Origin of the sequence: Kitasatospora sp. NPDC050463, assembly GCF_040655255.1 — a bacterium.
In the GTDB taxonomy this organism is placed as follows: Bacteria; Actinomycetota; Actinomycetes; order Streptomycetales; family Streptomycetaceae; genus Kitasatospora.
The window spans coordinates 1-14,527 of record NZ_JBFAJO010000062.1 but is presented as its reverse complement, the minus strand read 5'-3'; the positions used below and the strand labels follow the sequence as shown (position 1 = coordinate 14,527).

The 14,527-nt window shown below is 75.1% G+C and carries 14 protein-coding genes and 1 pseudogene; 7 read left to right on the top strand and 8 right to left on the bottom strand.

All coding sequences use genetic code 11. The features are described from left to right. Window positions 1–91: 91 nt before the first annotated feature. Window positions 92–1,114 carry a YihY/virulence factor BrkB family protein gene (locus tag AB0J08_RS30740; protein WP_360641122.1) on the bottom strand — a complete coding sequence of 341 codons (1,023 nt, stop codon included), beginning with the start codon at window positions 1,112–1,114 and terminating at the stop codon, window positions 92–94. Window positions 1,115–1,283: 169 nt separating this feature from the next. On the opposite strand from AB0J08_RS30740, the gene AB0J08_RS30735 reads away from it, so the two are divergent. After that, complete coding sequence (locus AB0J08_RS30735) at window positions 1,284–2,201, top strand: oxygenase MpaB family protein (protein WP_360641121.1); 918 nt, start codon at window positions 1,284–1,286, stop codon at window positions 2,199–2,201. 57 nt (window positions 2,202–2,258) lie between these two features. Here the strand turns inward: AB0J08_RS30735 and AB0J08_RS30730 are convergent, their stop codons facing one another. Beyond that, the gene (locus AB0J08_RS30730; protein ID WP_360641120.1) at window positions 2,259–3,206 is read right to left on the bottom strand and encodes a hypothetical protein; all 948 of its coding nucleotides are present in this window, start codon (window positions 3,204–3,206) and stop codon (window positions 2,259–2,261) included. Between the two features lie 479 nt (window positions 3,207–3,685). On the opposite strand from AB0J08_RS30730, the gene AB0J08_RS30725 reads away from it, so the two are divergent. Continuing rightward, the gene (locus tag AB0J08_RS30725; RefSeq protein ID WP_360641119.1) at window positions 3,686–4,741 is read left to right on the top strand and encodes an NAD-dependent epimerase/dehydratase family protein; all 1,056 of its coding nucleotides are present in this window, start codon (window positions 3,686–3,688) and stop codon (window positions 4,739–4,741) included. 3 nt (window positions 4,742–4,744) lie between these two features. Here the strand turns inward: AB0J08_RS30725 and AB0J08_RS30720 are convergent, their stop codons facing one another. Then, window positions 4,745–5,878: a HAMP domain-containing sensor histidine kinase gene (locus AB0J08_RS30720; protein WP_360641118.1), complete on the bottom strand. Its 1,134-nt coding sequence runs from the start codon at window positions 5,876–5,878 to the stop codon at window positions 4,745–4,747. Beyond that, window positions 5,875–6,585: a response regulator transcription factor gene (locus AB0J08_RS30715; RefSeq protein ID WP_360641158.1), complete on the bottom strand. Its 711-nt coding sequence runs from the start codon at window positions 6,583–6,585 to the stop codon at window positions 5,875–5,877. The genes AB0J08_RS30720 and AB0J08_RS30715 overlap by 4 nt, the downstream gene beginning before the upstream one ends. 212 nt (window positions 6,586–6,797) lie before the next feature. On the opposite strand from AB0J08_RS30715, the pseudogene AB0J08_RS30710 reads away from it, so the two are divergent. The 3 genes and pseudogenes from AB0J08_RS30710 to AB0J08_RS30700 all read left to right on the top strand — a co-directional run. Continuing rightward, window positions 6,798–7,475, top strand: a pseudogene (locus tag AB0J08_RS30710) (glycosyltransferase family 2 protein); the annotation flags it as partial. Next, a complete protein-coding gene (locus AB0J08_RS30705) occupies window positions 7,449–8,138 on the top strand; it encodes a DUF2064 domain-containing protein (protein WP_360641157.1) in 690 nt (229 codons plus the stop codon). The pseudogene AB0J08_RS30710 and the gene AB0J08_RS30705, both read left to right, overlap by 27 nt. Then, the gene (locus AB0J08_RS30700; protein ID WP_360641117.1) at window positions 8,135–8,803 is read left to right on the top strand and encodes an SAM-dependent methyltransferase; all 669 of its coding nucleotides are present in this window, start codon (window positions 8,135–8,137) and stop codon (window positions 8,801–8,803) included. The genes AB0J08_RS30705 and AB0J08_RS30700 overlap by 4 nt, the downstream gene beginning before the upstream one ends. Here AB0J08_RS30700 and AB0J08_RS30695 read toward each other — a convergent pair. The 3 genes from AB0J08_RS30695 to AB0J08_RS30685 form a co-directional block, all read right to left on the bottom strand. After that, window positions 8,778–9,476 (bottom strand): cytochrome b/b6 domain-containing protein, encoded by a 699-nt coding sequence (locus tag AB0J08_RS30695; RefSeq protein WP_360641116.1) that lies wholly within the window; start codon window positions 9,474–9,476, stop codon window positions 8,778–8,780. The two genes, AB0J08_RS30700 and AB0J08_RS30695, sit on opposite strands and share 26 nt — an antisense overlap. Beyond that, window positions 9,460–10,173 carry a molybdopterin-dependent oxidoreductase gene (locus AB0J08_RS30690; RefSeq protein ID WP_360641115.1) on the bottom strand — a complete coding sequence of 238 codons (714 nt, stop codon included), beginning with the start codon at window positions 10,171–10,173 and terminating at the stop codon, window positions 9,460–9,462. The genes AB0J08_RS30695 and AB0J08_RS30690 overlap by 17 nt, the downstream gene beginning before the upstream one ends. A gap of 127 nt (window positions 10,174–10,300) precedes the next feature. Then, entirely contained in the window at window positions 10,301–11,695 is a 1,395-nt protein-coding gene (locus AB0J08_RS30685; protein WP_360641114.1) for a hypothetical protein, read from the bottom strand. 179 nt (window positions 11,696–11,874) lie between these two features. On the opposite strand from AB0J08_RS30685, the gene AB0J08_RS30680 reads away from it, so the two are divergent. Both AB0J08_RS30680 and AB0J08_RS30675 read left to right on the top strand, forming a co-directional pair. Further along, window positions 11,875–12,987 carry a molybdopterin-dependent oxidoreductase gene (locus AB0J08_RS30680; protein WP_360641156.1) on the top strand — a complete coding sequence of 371 codons (1,113 nt, stop codon included), beginning with the start codon at window positions 11,875–11,877 and terminating at the stop codon, window positions 12,985–12,987. Then, window positions 12,984–13,418 carry a hypothetical protein gene (locus AB0J08_RS30675; RefSeq protein WP_360641113.1) on the top strand — a complete coding sequence of 145 codons (435 nt, stop codon included), beginning with the start codon at window positions 12,984–12,986 and terminating at the stop codon, window positions 13,416–13,418. Before AB0J08_RS30680 ends, AB0J08_RS30675 begins: the two co-directional genes overlap by 4 nt. On the opposite strand, the gene AB0J08_RS30670 is transcribed toward AB0J08_RS30675, so the two are convergent. Further along, complete coding sequence (locus AB0J08_RS30670; protein WP_360641112.1) at window positions 13,393–14,241, bottom strand: S-methyl-5'-thioadenosine phosphorylase; 849 nt, start codon at window positions 14,239–14,241, stop codon at window positions 13,393–13,395. The two genes, AB0J08_RS30675 and AB0J08_RS30670, sit on opposite strands and share 26 nt — an antisense overlap. Window positions 14,242–14,527: the final 286 nt, after the last annotated feature.

Here is a 14,527-nt window from a genome sequence, read left to right as displayed (position 1 = left end):
ATCCCCGCGGGGCGCGGGGCCCTCGGAGCACTGCCGCGACGCGGGCCCGGTGATCTCCGCGCACCGGCCCGGCGATCCGCTCCCTCCGCCGTCAGGGCTGGTCCTCGTCCGGCCAGGCCCGGGTGTCGCGCGGGCGGACGTACGGTTCCTCGCCCTTCGGCAGGCCCCCCTCGATGGCGCGCTCGCGGGAGAGCTCCGCGTCGAACTCCAGCCCGAGGAGGATGGCGAGGTTGGAGATCCACAGCCAGACCAGGAAGACGATGACGCCGGCCAGCGTGCCGTAGATCCTGTTGAAGGAGGAGAAGTTCGCCACGTACACGGCGAACCCGGCCGAAGCCGCCATCCAGAGCACGACCGCGAGCACGCTGCCGGGGGAGATCCAGCGGAAGCCACGGTCCCGCACGTTGGGCGCGGCCCAGTACAGCAGCGCGATCATCAGGACGGCGAGGAACACGAGAACCGGCCACTTGGCGAACGACCACACCGTCAGCGCGGTGCCGCCCACCCCCAGGACCCGGCCGACGCGGTCCGCGAGCGGGCCGGTGAACACGACGATCACCGCGCTCGCCGCCAGCAGCACCATCAGCAGGAGCGTCAGCCCCAGGCGCAGCGGGGTGGTCTTCCACAGGGGACGGCCCTCAGGGATGTCGTAGACGACGTTGGAGGAGCGGATGAACGCCGCCACGTAGCCCGAGGCCGACCACAGAGCGGCGGCCAGTCCCACGATCATCAGGATCACGCTGGTGCCACCGCTGTCCTGCAGCTGGCCGACGGCGCTTCGCAGGATCTCCCGGGCGGGGCCGGGGGTGAGGTTCTGCAGGTTGTCCAGGACGGCGTCGGTGGCGGATCTGCCGATGACCCCGAGGACCGAGACCAGGACGAGCAGGGCGGGGAAGATCGCCAGGACGCCGTAGTAGGTGAGGGCCGCGGCCCGGTCGGGCAGCTCGTCCGCCAGGAACTCCTTGCCGGTGCGGCGCAGCACCGCCAGCCAGGAGCGCCGGGACAGGTCGCTGGGCTCGTCCGGGGCGGCGTTCTCGATCCGCCGGCTCGGGCCGGCGTTCGCGCCGCCGCGCCGGTCTCCGGTCGGATGCCTACGGCTGAACAGTGGTGCCATGTCTCGCGTCTGTCCACAATGCCCGCCGCGAATCGCCCACCGGACGACCTGGATCGGGCCGGCGCCCGGGCAGCCACCGTCCGGGCCGGCCGGATCCCACGCAGCCGGGCCATCCGTGGCCGCCACCGCCGCCGACGTGGCGCAACGAAGCGGATCTACAGTGGCAGATGTGACCGATGACAGCTCTGGCATCCCCGGTCTCGCCACGATCCGGCGGCGCCTGGGGGCAGAGCTGTTCGCCCGGGTGGCCGGCCCGCAGGGCCCGGCGGCCCGTAGCCGTATCCATGACACGCCCGGCCCCCGGTGGTTCGGCCCGGAGCGGCCCATTCGGGTCGTCCACGGCGACGCCTCGATGTTCATCGGCGGTCTTCGGGCGCTCCTGCTGCAGTCACTGCATCCGTTGGCGATGGCCGCGGTCGAGGCGCACTCCGGCTACCGGGGCGACCCGTGGGGCCGGCTCCAGCGCACCAGCACCTTCCTGGCCGTGACGACGTTCGGGACCGCCGCGGACGCCCAGGAGGCGGTCGACCGGGTGCGGGCGGTGCACGAGCGCGTACGCGGCACCGGTCCGTCCGGGGAGGCGTACCGGGCCGCCGATCCGCACCTGCTCGGCTGGGTCCACGCCGCCGAGGTCGACAGCTTTCTTCGTGCCCACCGGTATTACGGTGAAAGGCCGTTGGACGAGGAGTCCTACGACGGCTACGTGGCCGACGCCGCCACCGTGGCCGCCGCGCTGGGTGTCGTCGAACCGCCGCGCGACCAGAGGCAGCTCGCGGCGGTCATCGAGCGGTACCGTCCTGAGCTGCGTGGCACCGCGCCCGCGCTCGACGCGGCACGGTTCATCCTGCTCCGGCCGCCCCTGCCGTGGGTCGTTCGCCCGCCGTACGGCGTGCTGGCTGCCGGAGCCGTCGCCCTGCTGCCCGACTGGGCCCGTCGGGAGCTCCGTCTGCCGCCCCTTCCGATCGCCGGGGAGAGCGTGCTGCGGCTGGGCGGGGCCGGCGTCACCAGGGTGATCCGCTGGGCGATGGCCCGCCCGGCCGAGGTGAGCGGGGCGGACCGTGGTCCGGGCGGAGCCGCCCCGGACTGACGACGGCCGCCGCACCGGAGCGCAGTGAATCGCCGGGGACATCCCGGCTGACCGTCGTCAGGTGACGTTCAGCGTGAGCTCCGCGGTGTGCAGTTGCCCGGCGGTCTGGAACTGCAGGAAGAGCCGCCAGTTCCCGGGCTCGCCGAGCAGGGCCTGGAAGGTCACCGTCGGGCCGCCGTGGTCGCCGGCGACCCTGTCCGTCGGGTGGAGATGGGCCAGCGCCTGGTCGCCCTCGTGGAAGGCGGTGAGGTGGACGAAGCTGTCCAGGTACGGCTGGAGGTCGGTGACCGGCCTGCCGTCCTTGCTCACGGTGACGGTGAGTCGGTGGACGCCGGCCATCGGCTCGCTCCGGAGGGTGACGGTGTAGCCGTCGACCGTGGTGCTGCCCGCCGGGGCGGGCAGCGGGAGCGCGGCGGCCGCGCCGGGCACGGTCACCGTGCGGCTGAGTACCAGCTCGCTGCCCTTGCGGGGGCCGGCGTCCGGTACGAACGACGTGTACAGCCGCCAGGTGCCCGGGGTGAGGGCGGCCAGGTCGGCCGTCCAGGTGCCGTCGGCGGCCATCGCCGGGTGCAGGTGCCGGAAGCCGGTGAGATCGGAGCGGATCGCGTAGAAGTGCAGCTTCTTCGTCTGGTGCTCGGCGAAGTCGGTGACGGGGCCGCCGTCCGGGCCGGTGACGGTGAACGGGTAGCCCACCGCCCGGCCGGCGGGCAGGTCGGCGGCCTCGGGGTCCAGGCGGTAGCCGTCCCGTTCGGCGGCGAGGCCCCGGGCGGTCGCGGGTACGTCCGGTATCCCCGGCATTCCCTGGATTCCCTGCATCCCTCGCATTCCCGGCACGGTCGAGGCCGCCGTGCCGGGCGTCGCCGCCATCGCGCCGTGGTGCGTCCCCGGCCTGCCCGCAGGCTCGGGGTCCGACGAACCACACGCGACGAGGCCGAGGAACAGCAGGGCGGGCACGCAGGACGCCAGCGCCCAGCCCCGGGAGAACGAACGGTGAGAGGCGGACATCAACTGGCCTTTCCGCTGTGAGGCGCGCCGGGAAGGGCGCGTGGACGAGCAGGTGGGGAGACGACCGGGTCGGCCCCGGCCGCCGGGTCCGGTCCGTTCGGCGCGCAGGCGCGGCAGGCCTCCTCCGTGACGATGACGATCGCCGCGGCGGGCCTGAGACCGACGGCATGACGTCCCACGGTCGGCCTCCCTCCTCTCCTTCGTCGATGGCGCGTCGAACGCCCGGCGCCGTGCGGACCGGTGCCGTGCGGACCGGTGCCGTGCGGGCCGGTGCCGTGCGGGCCGAGGAGAACACGGCCTCACAGGAAAGGAGACCGGTGGCGGTCGCCGTGATAACCGAAAGTTCGGGTCCGGCGCCGTGCCCGGCGCGCCGGCCTCCGGCTGGTGGCACGGTCCGTTCGGACCGGGTGCTTACCGAAGCATGACGCGATGCCCGTCGTCGGCTCCGGTGCCGTCCTCGGCCGGTAGCGTCGCCGGTCATGAGGATTCTGGTTACCGGCGGTGCCGGGTTCATCGGCTCGGCGGTCGTGCGCGCCGCGGTCACGGCCGGCCACGAGGTCCGTGTGCTCGACGCCTTGCTGCCCGCGGTCCACCCTTCGGGTGTCGCGCCCGACCTGCCGGCCGGTGTCGAGTTCCGGCACGGCGACGTCCGGGACGCGGTGGCGGTGGAGCGGGCCCTGACCGGGGTGGACGCGGTCTGCCACCAGGCCGCGATGGTCGGGCTCGGACTCGACCTCGACGACGCGCCCGACTACGTCGGCTGCAACGACCTCGGAACAGCGGTCCTGCTGTCCGCGATGGCACGCGGTGGGGTGCGGAACCTGGTGCTGGCCGGGTCGATGGTGGTCTACGGCGAGGGCCGCTACGTGTGCCCGGAACACGGGGGCGTGGCACCCGGTCCACGGCGCCGGGACGATCTCGACGCCGGCCGGTTCGAACCGCCGTGCCCGCTGTGCGGCGCCGCGCTGCGGCCCGGGATGGTCACGGAGGACGCGCCGGGCGACCCCCGCAACGTGTACGCCGCGACCAAGCTCGCCCAGGAACACCTGGCCGCGGCCTGGGCCCGCGCCTGCGGCGGGTCCCTCCTGGCACTGCGCTACCACAACGTCTACGGCCCGGGCATGCCACGTGACACCCCGTACGCCGGGGTCGCCTCGCTGTTCCGGTCCGCGCTGGCCCGCGGCGAAGCGCCGCAGGTGTTCGAGGACGGCGGCCAGCGCCGGGACTTCGTCCACGTCGACGACGTCGCGGCGGCCAACCTCGCCGCGTTGGAGGACGTCGGCGACCGTCTGCCGGGCAGTGCCCGGGCGTACAACGTCGGCAGCGGGGAGGTGAACACGGTCGGCGCGATGGCCCGGGCGCTGGCCGACGCCTACGGCGGGCCGGCGCCGGTGGTGACGGGTCGGTACCGGCTCGGGGACGTCCGGCACATCACGGCCGACTCCTCCCGCTTGCGAGCCGAGCTGGGCTGGCGCGCCCGGGTGCCGTTCGGTGCGGGGATGGCCGAGTTCGCCGCCGCGCCGCTGCGGGTCTGACTATCACGGCGCCGCCGGGAGGGCGATCTCGAAGCAGCAGCCCCCGGTGACGTTGTGCACCCGGGCGCGCCCGGCATGCGCCTCGACGATGCCGCGGACGATGGCCAGTCCGAGCCCGGCGCCGCTGTCCCCGCCCTCGTCGGGATCACGCCGCGGCGTGCGGGCGGGGCTGCCGCGCCAGCCGGTCTCGAACACCCGGGAGAGGTCCTGCTCCGGGATGCCCCCGCAGCCGTCGGTGACCGAGAGCACCACCTCGTCCACCTCGCGGCGGGCGGAGACGGCGACCACGCCGTCCTCGGGCGTCGAGCGGATCGCGTTGACCAGCAGGTTGCCGAGTACCCGGGTGATCTCGCGGCTGTCCACCTCGACCGGCTCGGCGGCGACCTGACGGCCCTCCAGGCGGACGCCGCGCTGCCGGGCCAGGGGGTGCGCACCGGCCAGGGCGTCGTCGACCAGGTCGTAGACGGACACCCGGGACAGCGAGAGGGACAGCGCGCCGGCCTGGATCCGGGAGAGTTCGAAGAGGTCGTCGACCATCCCGGTGAGCCGCTCCACCTCGGCACGGATCCGCTGGAGGTAGTGCTCCGGCTGCTCGGCCACCCCGTCCTCCAGCGCCTCGGCCATGGCGCGCAGGCCGGCCAGCGGGGTGCGCAGGTCGTGGGAGATCCAGGCGATCAGCTCGCGCCGCGAGGCGTCCAGCGCCTGCGCCCGGGCCCGGGCCTCGGCGAGCCGCGCGCTGGTGGCGGCGAGTTCCTCGCTGAGCTGGGCGAGTTCGAGCCCGAGCGGGTGCTCCGGTGCGGCGAAGCCGGCGTCGCTCCCGACGGTGCGGGCGGCCGCGGCCAAGGCCCGGCTGCCGGCCACGACCTGGCGGCCGAGCAGCGCGGCCGTGAGCAGCGACACCACGGACGCCATGCCGAGGACCGTGATCACCACACCGAGGTCGTGTCCGGACAGGAACATCGCCTGGGCCACGGCGAACGTCCCGGAGGTGACCGCGAGGACGGTGACCACGGCGACGCAGAAGAGCGAGAGCGCCACCGAGCGGCGGCGCAGCAGTCGCACGGCCACCCAGCCGAGCAGACCGGCGCCGGCGGCGCCGAGCCCGGCGAACAGGGCGATCAGCAGCAGGTCCTTCACGCCGGGCCGTCCTTCTCGTCCGTCACCGGGTCGTAGCGGTAACCGACGCCCCAGACCGTGGTGATCAGCGCCGGCGCGGCGGGGTCGTCCTCGATCTTCTCGCGCAGGCGGCGGACGTGGACGGTGACGGTGGACAGGTCACCGAAGTCCCAGCCCCAGACCCGCTGCATCAGTTCCTGCCGGGCGAACACCGTGCGCGGGTGCTGCAGGAGGAAGGCGAGCAGGTCGAACTCCCTGAGCGTGAGGAGCAGTTCGCTTCCTCGGCGGTGGGCCCGGCGGGCCTGCGGGTCGAGCGTGATGTCCCCGGACACCAGTGGCACGGGGGCCGACGCGGTGGGAGCGGCGGCGCGGGAGCGGCGCAGGACCGACTGGACGCGCAGGACGAGTTCCCGCGGGCTGAACGGCTTGGTGACGTAGTCGTCCGCACCCAGTTCCAGGCCGAGGATGCGGTCGGCCTCGTCGCCCTTGGCGGTGAGCATCACCACCGGCAGGCCGGCGCCGTTCTCGGTGGCGCGCAGCCTGCGCAGGATCTCCAGGCCGTCGATCCCGGGGAGCATGAGGTCCAGGACCAGCAGGTCGGGGCGTCGGTTGCGGGCCAGGTCGAGGCCCTGGAGGCCGTCGCAGGCCCGGTCGACCTGGTGGCCGGCCCGGGTGAGGTAACCGGCGACGACCTCGCCCACGGTCAGGTCGTCGTCGATGACCAGGATGCGGGCGGGGTCCGGTGGTCCGGCGGAAGCGGGGCTCTCGTTCACCTCGCCGAGGATACGAGGTGCGGCCGGGGCCGGGGGCCGGTCCGGGGGCACGTTCGGGTTCCGTAAGATCACGGCCCCGCGCGCTCTCGGGCCCGCGGTCCGCCGTTGGACTTTCGTAAGGGCGCGGTTCGGCCACCACCGGGCCGCCCGCCCTTAGCGTGGCCGGCGTGATCTCTCCGATTCCCGCTCTGCCACCCGCCGATGTGATCCTGCCCTGCCTCGACGAGGCCGAGGCCCTGCCCTGGGTCCTGGGGCGCGTGCCCCCGGGCTGGCGGGCGATCGTCGTCGACAACGGGTCCCGCGACGGCTCCGCCGAGCTGGCGCGCTCGATGGGCGCGATCGTCGTCGAGGAGCCGCGGCGCGGCTTCGGCGCCGCGTGCCATGCCGGCCTGCTCGCCGCCACCGCCGAGCTGGTCTGCTTCATGGACTGCGACGGCTCGCTGGATCCCGCGCAGCTGTCGCGCGTCACCGCACCGGTCCTGGCGGGCTCGGCGGACCTCGTGCTCGGCCGCCGGCGCCCCGCGACCGCCGGAGCGTGGCCGCTGCACGCCCGCCTGGCCAACGCCGCCCTGGCCCGACGGCTGCGGGCGAGGACCGGGGCGCCGCTGCACGACCTCGGGCCGATGCGGGCCGCCCGCCGTGAGCGGCTGCTGGCGCTGGGCCTGGGCGACCGCCGTTCCGGCTACCCGCTGGAGATGGTGCTGGCGGCCTCGGCCGCCGGGATGCGGATCGCCGAGACGCCCGTCGACTACCTGCCGCGGACCGGCCGCTCCAAGGTCACGGGTACGGTGCGCGGCACCCGGCAGGCCGTCCAGGACATGCGGGCCGTGCTGGCCGCACCGCCGCCGACCCTGCTGGTGATCGCCAAGTCGCCGGTCCCGGGACGGGTGAAGACCCGCCTCAGCCCGCCCTGCACACCCGAGCAGGCGGCGGCGCTGGCCGAGGCCGCGCTGGCCGACACCCTGGCGACCCTCGACCGGGTACCGGCCGGGCGGCGGCTGCTCGTCCTGGACGGCGCCGCCGGCCGCTGGCTCCCGCCCGGCTGGCAGGTCGTGCCGCAGTCGGGCGGCGGACTGGACGAACGGCTCGCGGCCGCCTACGCGCACGCCGCCCGTACCGCGCCGGACGCGCCCGCGCTGCTGGTCGGGATGGACACCCCGCAGGTGGACGCCGCCCTCCTGGCGGAGCCCCTGTCACCGGCCCGGCGCCCGGGCGTCGACGCCTGGTACGGCCCGGCCGGCGACGGTGGTTTCTGGGCGCTCGGCCTGGCCCGGCCCGGCGGGCAGCTGGCCCGGCGGCTGCTGCTGGGCCTGCCGATGTCCACTCCGCGGACCGGGCAGGCCCTGCTCGACCGGCTGCTGGCGGAGAACCTGACGGTCCACCACCTCCCCGTGCTCACCGACGTGGACACCATCCTGGACGCGCGCCAGGTCGCCGCCGAGGCCCCGGGCAGCCGGTTCGCGGCCCGTCTGCGCGCGATCGGGACCGCCCCGGAGGTGGCGGGGTGAGCGTCGCCGCCGAGGCCTGGGTGGACGATCCGTTCGCCGAGGCCGTGCGTACCGGGCGGGGCCCGCTGTGGCTGCGCCGCGAGGACGGCCGCCGGATCCCGCTCGACGTCGAACGCTGGTGCGCGCCCGCCGCCGGCGCGGACCACGGTCTGCTGCTGCGCTGCACCCGGCTGACCGCGCCGGTGGTGGATCTGGGCTGCGGCCCCGGGCGCCTCGTCGCGGCCCTGCTGGGCCTGGGGGTGCCGACGCTCGGCGTCGACGTCACCGGGGCCGCGGTGGCGCGGACCAGAAGCCTCGGCGGGCCGGCCCTGCGCCGGTCGGTCTTCGAGCGGCTGCCCGCCGAGGGGCGCTGGGGTGGCGCGCTCCTGGCCGACGGCAATCTCGGGATCGGCGGCGACCCGGGGCTGCTGCTCGGCCGAGGCGCCGAACTCCTCGCGCCGGGAGGCGTGTTGCTGGTCGAGGTGGAGCAGCAGGACATCGACGAGCGGATCACCGTCCGGGTCGAGGGTCCCGACGGACGGTGCGGGCCGCCGTTCGCCTGGGCCCGCTGCGGCGTGACGGCCACCGTCCGCCGGGCCGGCCGGGCCGGGCTCGTGGAGACGGAGCGGTGGTCCTCCCACGGCCGCCGCTTCCTCTCCTTCAGGAGGACCGGCCGTCCTCGGTGACGGGCACCGACTCCTCGGGCCCCGACTCCTCGGGCCCCGACTCCTCGGGCGCGGGGCTCGCTTCGGGCGCGGGGTTCGCTTCGGGCCACAGCGGGTGCTCGCGCTCGGCCCAGCGCCGGTCGACCAGCCCGGTCCGCATCCCGCGCCGGGCCTCCGGGTCCCGGACGGCCATCCGGACGTGCCCGGCGGTCACCACGGCGATCGCCGCCGCGAGCCAGTCGTGGACGAAGGTCGCGCCGGTCCGCCAGGCCGGCGGTGTCAGATGGGTGAGCCACATCAGCAGGCCCGTCCCGAGGATCACCAGCATCGCGCCCAGCGTCCACTGGGCGTAGAGCTTCTGACCGGCGTTGAACTTCCCCGCCGGGCGGTACGAGGCGCGGGCCCGGACCGCCCGCAGCCACACCCAGTCCGCGGGACCGAAGCGGCTCAGCCCCGACAGGTCCGCGCGCACCGCCCGGAAGGCGAGTCCGAGCAGCAGCGGCGCCGGCAGCGCCAGGCCGCACCAGACGTGCACGGTGACCACCAGCCTCCGGCGCCCGACCAGTTCGGCCAGCGGCGTCAGGTAGAGGCAGGCGGCGGTGGCCAGGCAGGTCAGCATCAGGGCGGCGGTGGCGCGGTGCACCCAGCGCTCGGCACGGGTGAAACGGAGCAGGAGGTCAGGCGGTCGGCGCATCGTCACGTCCGTTCGAGCGGCCGACCCAGGCGTCGACGTCATAACCGAGCCGCTCCCAGTACCCCGGCTCCACCTTGTCGGTCACCGTGATCCCCGACAGCCACTTGGCCGACTTGTAGAAGTACATCGGCGCCACGTACAGGCGCACCGGCCCGCCGTGGGAGTGGGAGATCGGGGCGTCCTGCAGCTTGAGCGCGACCACCACGTCGTCACGTCGGGCCTGCTCCAGGGTGAGGCTCTCGGTGTACTCGCCGTCGAAGCAGCTGAACCGCACCGCGGCGGCGCCCGCCGCGACGCCCGCGGCGTCGAGCAGGTGGGCCAGCGGCACGCCCTCGAACGGGGTGGCCGGTACCCGCCACCCCGTCACGCACTGCACGTCCCGCACGATCCGGCGCTGGGGCATCGCCCGGAGGTCGGCCAGTCGGTAGCTGCCGGGGCGTTCCACCAGCCCGTCCACCGTCAGGGTGTAGGTGTCCGGGCCCCGGCTCGGCACCGAGGAGACCACGGAGTAGTACCGGAAGCCGCCGCCGCCCGGCAGCAGTCCGGTGAGCCCCGTCGGGTCCTTGCCGGCCACGGTGTCCTGGGCGCGCTGGAGGTAGGGTCCCGCCGCCACGCCCGCGGCGCCGAGGCCGAGGAGGCCGAGCACCACCCGCCGGCCCACCGGGGTGTCCCCGGTTCGCTTCGCTGTTCTGTCCACGGCGCCGATTCGACCAGCCGGACCCGTGCCGCGACCAGACCCGGCGCCGAGCCGTCAGGCTTTCGTCATCTCCGTCGTTCCGACACCTCCGTCCTTCCGTCGCCGTCGTGCGGTCTCCGTCGTGCGGTCATCGCCGTCCCCGCAGGACGGGCCGGCCCGTACCGGCGGTGCCGCTCCCGGACGTCGGCGCCGCCGGGCCGCGCCGGGACCGCACCGGCCCGTGCAGCAGCGGCACCAGGAGGACGCAGGCCAGGGCGGCTCCGTAGGCGGCCTGCTGCGCCACCTCGCCGCCGACCAGGTAGAGCACCTGCCCGGCGGCCGGCACGGCCAGCCACTCCCAGGCGCCGTCGAGTGCGACCATGGCCACCACCAGCAGGCCGTACCAGGGGTAGGCCGGCGCGACGAGCAGCAGGGCCGTCCCGGTCACCAGCAGCGCGCCCCGCCACGGGCGGCGGGGATCGCCGCGCCGCATCACCCACAGCACCACCGCCGCCAGGACCAGGCCCGCCGCCCACGGCGCCCAGCCGTCCGGCACGGCCAGTCGCAGCAGCCCGAACCGGTCGAGGTGCCCCTGCTCGTAGCCCTCCTCCCGCAGGTAGCCCGGCAGGTATCCCAGCACCGCCGGGCCCGAGACGGCGACGTAGGGCAGGTACGCCACCGCGAACGCCCCGAGTGCCGCGCCGAGAACGACGAGGTCGTTCCTGGTCGGACGGCGGGAGAGCACCCCGGACAGCGCCCCGGGCAGCGCGAGGGCCGGCAACAGCTTGGTGGCGACCGACGCGCCGAGCAGGACGCCCCCGGCGCCGGCCCGACGGCCCGCCGCACAGCCCAGCCCGGCGGTCATCAGCAGCGCCCCGAGGGTGTCGACGTGCGCGTCGTTGACCGCCCACACGGTGATGCCCGGACACCACCCCCACAGCGCCGCCCGCCGGCTCCCCCGCCCGGTCACCAGCAGGACACCCGTGGTCGCGACCGCCAGCAGCGCACCCGCCGTCTGCGCCCCCCGCACCCCGCCCCCGAACGGGTGCACGGCGAGGAACCACGCCTGCGCGACCGGGGGGTAGATGGTGCGCACGGCAGGCCGGTTGATCCGGGTGCAGTCGCCGGCCGCCGTCCGCCGCTCGTCCCATCCCGAGCAACCGTCCGTCGCCGGGAACAGGCCCGCGTCGCGCAACCGGACGAGTGCCGGGTCGTCCGGGGCGTGCGCGTACGGGGAGATGCCGGCCGCCTGCACCCGGCCGTCCCACACGTACCGGTAGGCGTCGTCGCTGGTGCGTGGCGGGGCCAGCAAGCCGGCGGCGGCGACGGCCACGCTCCCGGCCAGCACCAGTGGGACCACCTGGCGGCCCGGCACCCGCCGCAGGAGCGCCAGCGCGAGCGCGAACAGTCCCGCGTCGACCGCGTACCAGCCGTACAGCGGGCCGCGGTCGGCGAGCGTGCCGCCGCCGGTCACGGTCATCGCCAGGGCCGCCACCAGGGCGGCGAGGGTGAGCGTGCAGGGCAGGAGGGTTCGAGTGGCCACGCGCTCACCCTGCCACCGCCGCCATCGCGCTCCGGCCCGGGCGGGGCCGCCGTTCGGATTCCGTAAGCACGTCGCACCACCCGCCGGGGGTGCGGGAACGCTTCGATGGTGGCGTGGAATCCAAGCACCCCGGTGCCCGCCGCCGGCTCCTCCCCGCAGTCCCGCCGCCGCCCGCGTTCCTGCGCCGCGGCCCGTTCCGTGACGGCGCGTTCAGCTCGGCGCTGCACGAGCCCCGCACCGCCGTCGTCCTCGGCCGGTGGCTGGGCGCCGCCCTGCTGGTCTGCTTCCTGACCGGTCTCATCAGCCATGTGCTCCAGGACCCGCCGGGCCCGCTGTCCGGCCTGCTGCCCGCACGGCCGGTGAACGGCTACCGGGTCACCCAGGGGCTGCACGTCATCAGCGGCCTCGCCGCCGTCCCGCTCGCCGGGGCCAAACTCTGGACGGTCTACCCGCGGTTGTTCGAGTGGCCGCCGGCGCGGAGCGCGACGCACGCGCTGGAGCGGCTGGGCATCGCCGTGCTGGTGGCCGCCGTGCTGCTGGAACTGTTCACCGGCCTGCTGAACACCCTCCAGTGGTACCCGTGGCCGTTCCCGTTCCGCCAGACCCACTACTGGGTCGGCTGGCTGGCCACCGGCGGGCTGTTGGTCCACATCGCCGCCAAGGCGCCGCTCATCGCCGGGAACTGGCGGCGGCCGCAGGTGCGCGTCCCGGGGCGGCGCGCGTTCCTGACCTCGGTCGCGGCGGCGGTCGGCGCGGTGACGCTCACGACCGCCGGACAGACCGTGCCCTGGCTGCGCACCCTGAACCTGCTGGCGCCGCGCCGCCCCGACCTCGGCCCGCAGGGTCTCCCGGTCAACCGCACGGCCGCCCAGGCCGGAACCGTCGCCGTTCCCGCCACCTGGCGGCTGCGGGTGGACGGCCCGCGGCCGTACGAGCTCACCCTGGACGAGCTGGCCCAGCTCCCCCAGCACGAAGCCGTCCTGCCGATCGCCTGTGTGGAGGGCTGGAGCGCGAGCGCCCGTTGGGGCGGTGTCCGGGTCGCCGATCTGCTGGCCCGGGCCGGCGCGCCCGCCGGCTCCGCCCTACGGGTGACCTCGTTGGAGACGGACGGCCCGTACCGGGTCATGGAGATGCCCGCGCAGTACGCCGAGGACCCGCTCACCCTGCTGGCCCTCCGGGTCAACGGCGAGACCCTGGACGCCGATCACGGCTTCCCCGCGCGCATCATCGCGCCGAACCGCCCGGGCGTGCTGCAGACCAAGTGGGTCGCGCGGCTGGAGGTGGTCCGATGACCGCCTGGCTCCGTGGTGCGGCCCTCGCCGCCGGTCTCGCACTGATCGGCTTCGGCCTGTACGGCCTGCTGACCGACCCGTACCTCACCGACCCGGCGCAGGTCCTCACCTGGGCGGTCGGGGCGCTGGTCCTGCACGACGCCGTGTGGCTCCCCCTGCTGTGCCTCGTCGGCGCCCGCCTGGCCCGTGGGCCGGTCCTGCGCGGCTGGCTGGTCGTGGCCGCCGCCGTGACCGCCGCCGGTCTGCCGGCCGTCCTGCGCGCCGACGACGATCACGGCAACCCCTCCTTGCTGCCGTTGCCCTACCTGCGCAACTGGCCGGCCGTCCTGGCGGCCACCGCCGCACTCGCCCTCGTGACCTGGCTCGTCATCTGGCTCGTCCGGCGGTGGCGCCGGCCCCGACCGGTCAGTCGCCGGGGAGACCGGTCGTGAGGCCGTCCAGCGCGTGACCGCACCCACAGGCCCGCTCGGTGGGCAGCAGGCCGACCGCCTTGAAGAGCACGGTGCGCAGCCGCTCCACATTGCGCGCGAAGACCGCGAGCACCTCGGCGTGGGTGACCCCCTCGCCGCTCTCCACGCCCGCGTCGAGGTCGGTGACCAGGGCGATCGAGGTGTAGCACAAGCCCAGTTCACGTGCCAGGACGGCCTCCGGGTGGCCGGTCATGCCGACCACCGACCAGCCGTTGGAGGTGAACCACCGGGACTCGGCGCGGGTGGAGAACCGGGGGCCCTCGATGACCACCAGCGTCCCGCCGTCCACCGGCTCCCAGGCCGCGCCGGAGGCCGCCGCGAGCGCCGCCCGCCGCCCCTGCGGGCAGTACGGGTCCGCCATGGACACGTGGACCACCTCGGGGACCGAACCGTCCGGCAGCGGCAGTCCGTCGTAGAAGGTCTGCACCCGGCCGGAGGTCCGGTCGACGAACTGGTCGGGCACCAGCAGCGTTCCGGGACCGTAGTCGGGCCGCAGCCCGCCCACCGCGCAGGGCCCGAGCACCTGGCGCACACCGAGCGAGCGCAGCGCCCAGAGGTTGGCGCGGTAGTTGATCCGGTGCGGCGGGAGCCGGTGGCCGCGCCCGTGCCGGGGCAGGAACGCGACCCGGCGCCCGGCCACCTCGCCCACGAACAGCGCGTCGCTCGGCGCACCGTACGGGGTCTCCACCCGCACCTCGACCACGTCGTCCAGCAGCTCGTAGAGCCCGGATCCGCCGATCACGCCCACCTCGGCCCGCGGAAGAAGGATCTGATCGTCCGTCATTCGACACACACCTCTCTCACCTGACTGTGCCCGCCACTGTAGGAGCCGGCGCCGCAGGATCCGACGTGGTACGGGCTTACGAATCGGGAACGGTGCCCAGGCGCCCAGACACCCGGGCGGTCGAGCGGTCGCCGGCACCGCCCGCCCGGAGTCCGCAGCGGCTCCGATCGGCGCGGTGCCGGCAACAGGCCGGATGCTCTTATGGATGTCAAGCAGCGGTGGTGAGCTGCTCAGCGGTGATGCGTGTGGTGCTGGACGTGGTCAGGACCTGGTAGATCTCGCGGGC

Excerpts from the sequence above, each read along its gene's own strand:
- AB0J08_RS30740 (WP_360641122.1), bottom strand. The coding sequence starts at position 1,114 with ATGGCACCACTGTTCAGCCGTAGGCATCCGACCGGAGACCGGCGCGGC.
- AB0J08_RS30730 (WP_360641120.1), bottom strand. The coding sequence starts at position 3,206 with ATGTCCGCCTCTCACCGTTCGTTCTCCCGGGGCTGGGCGCTGGCGTCC.
- AB0J08_RS30725 (WP_360641119.1), top strand. The coding sequence starts at position 3,686 with ATGAGGATTCTGGTTACCGGCGGTGCCGGGTTCATCGGCTCGGCGGTC.
- AB0J08_RS30705 (WP_360641157.1), top strand. The coding sequence starts at position 7,449 with ATGCGGGCCGTGCTGGCCGCACCGCCGCCGACCCTGCTGGTGATCGCC.
- AB0J08_RS30695 (WP_360641116.1), bottom strand. The coding sequence starts at position 9,476 with ATGCGCCGACCGCCTGACCTCCTGCTCCGTTTCACCCGTGCCGAGCGC.
- AB0J08_RS30675 (WP_360641113.1), top strand. The coding sequence starts at position 12,984 with ATGACCGCCTGGCTCCGTGGTGCGGCCCTCGCCGCCGGTCTCGCACTG.
- AB0J08_RS30670 (WP_360641112.1), bottom strand. The coding sequence starts at position 14,241 with ATGACGGACGATCAGATCCTTCTTCCGCGGGCCGAGGTGGGCGTGATC.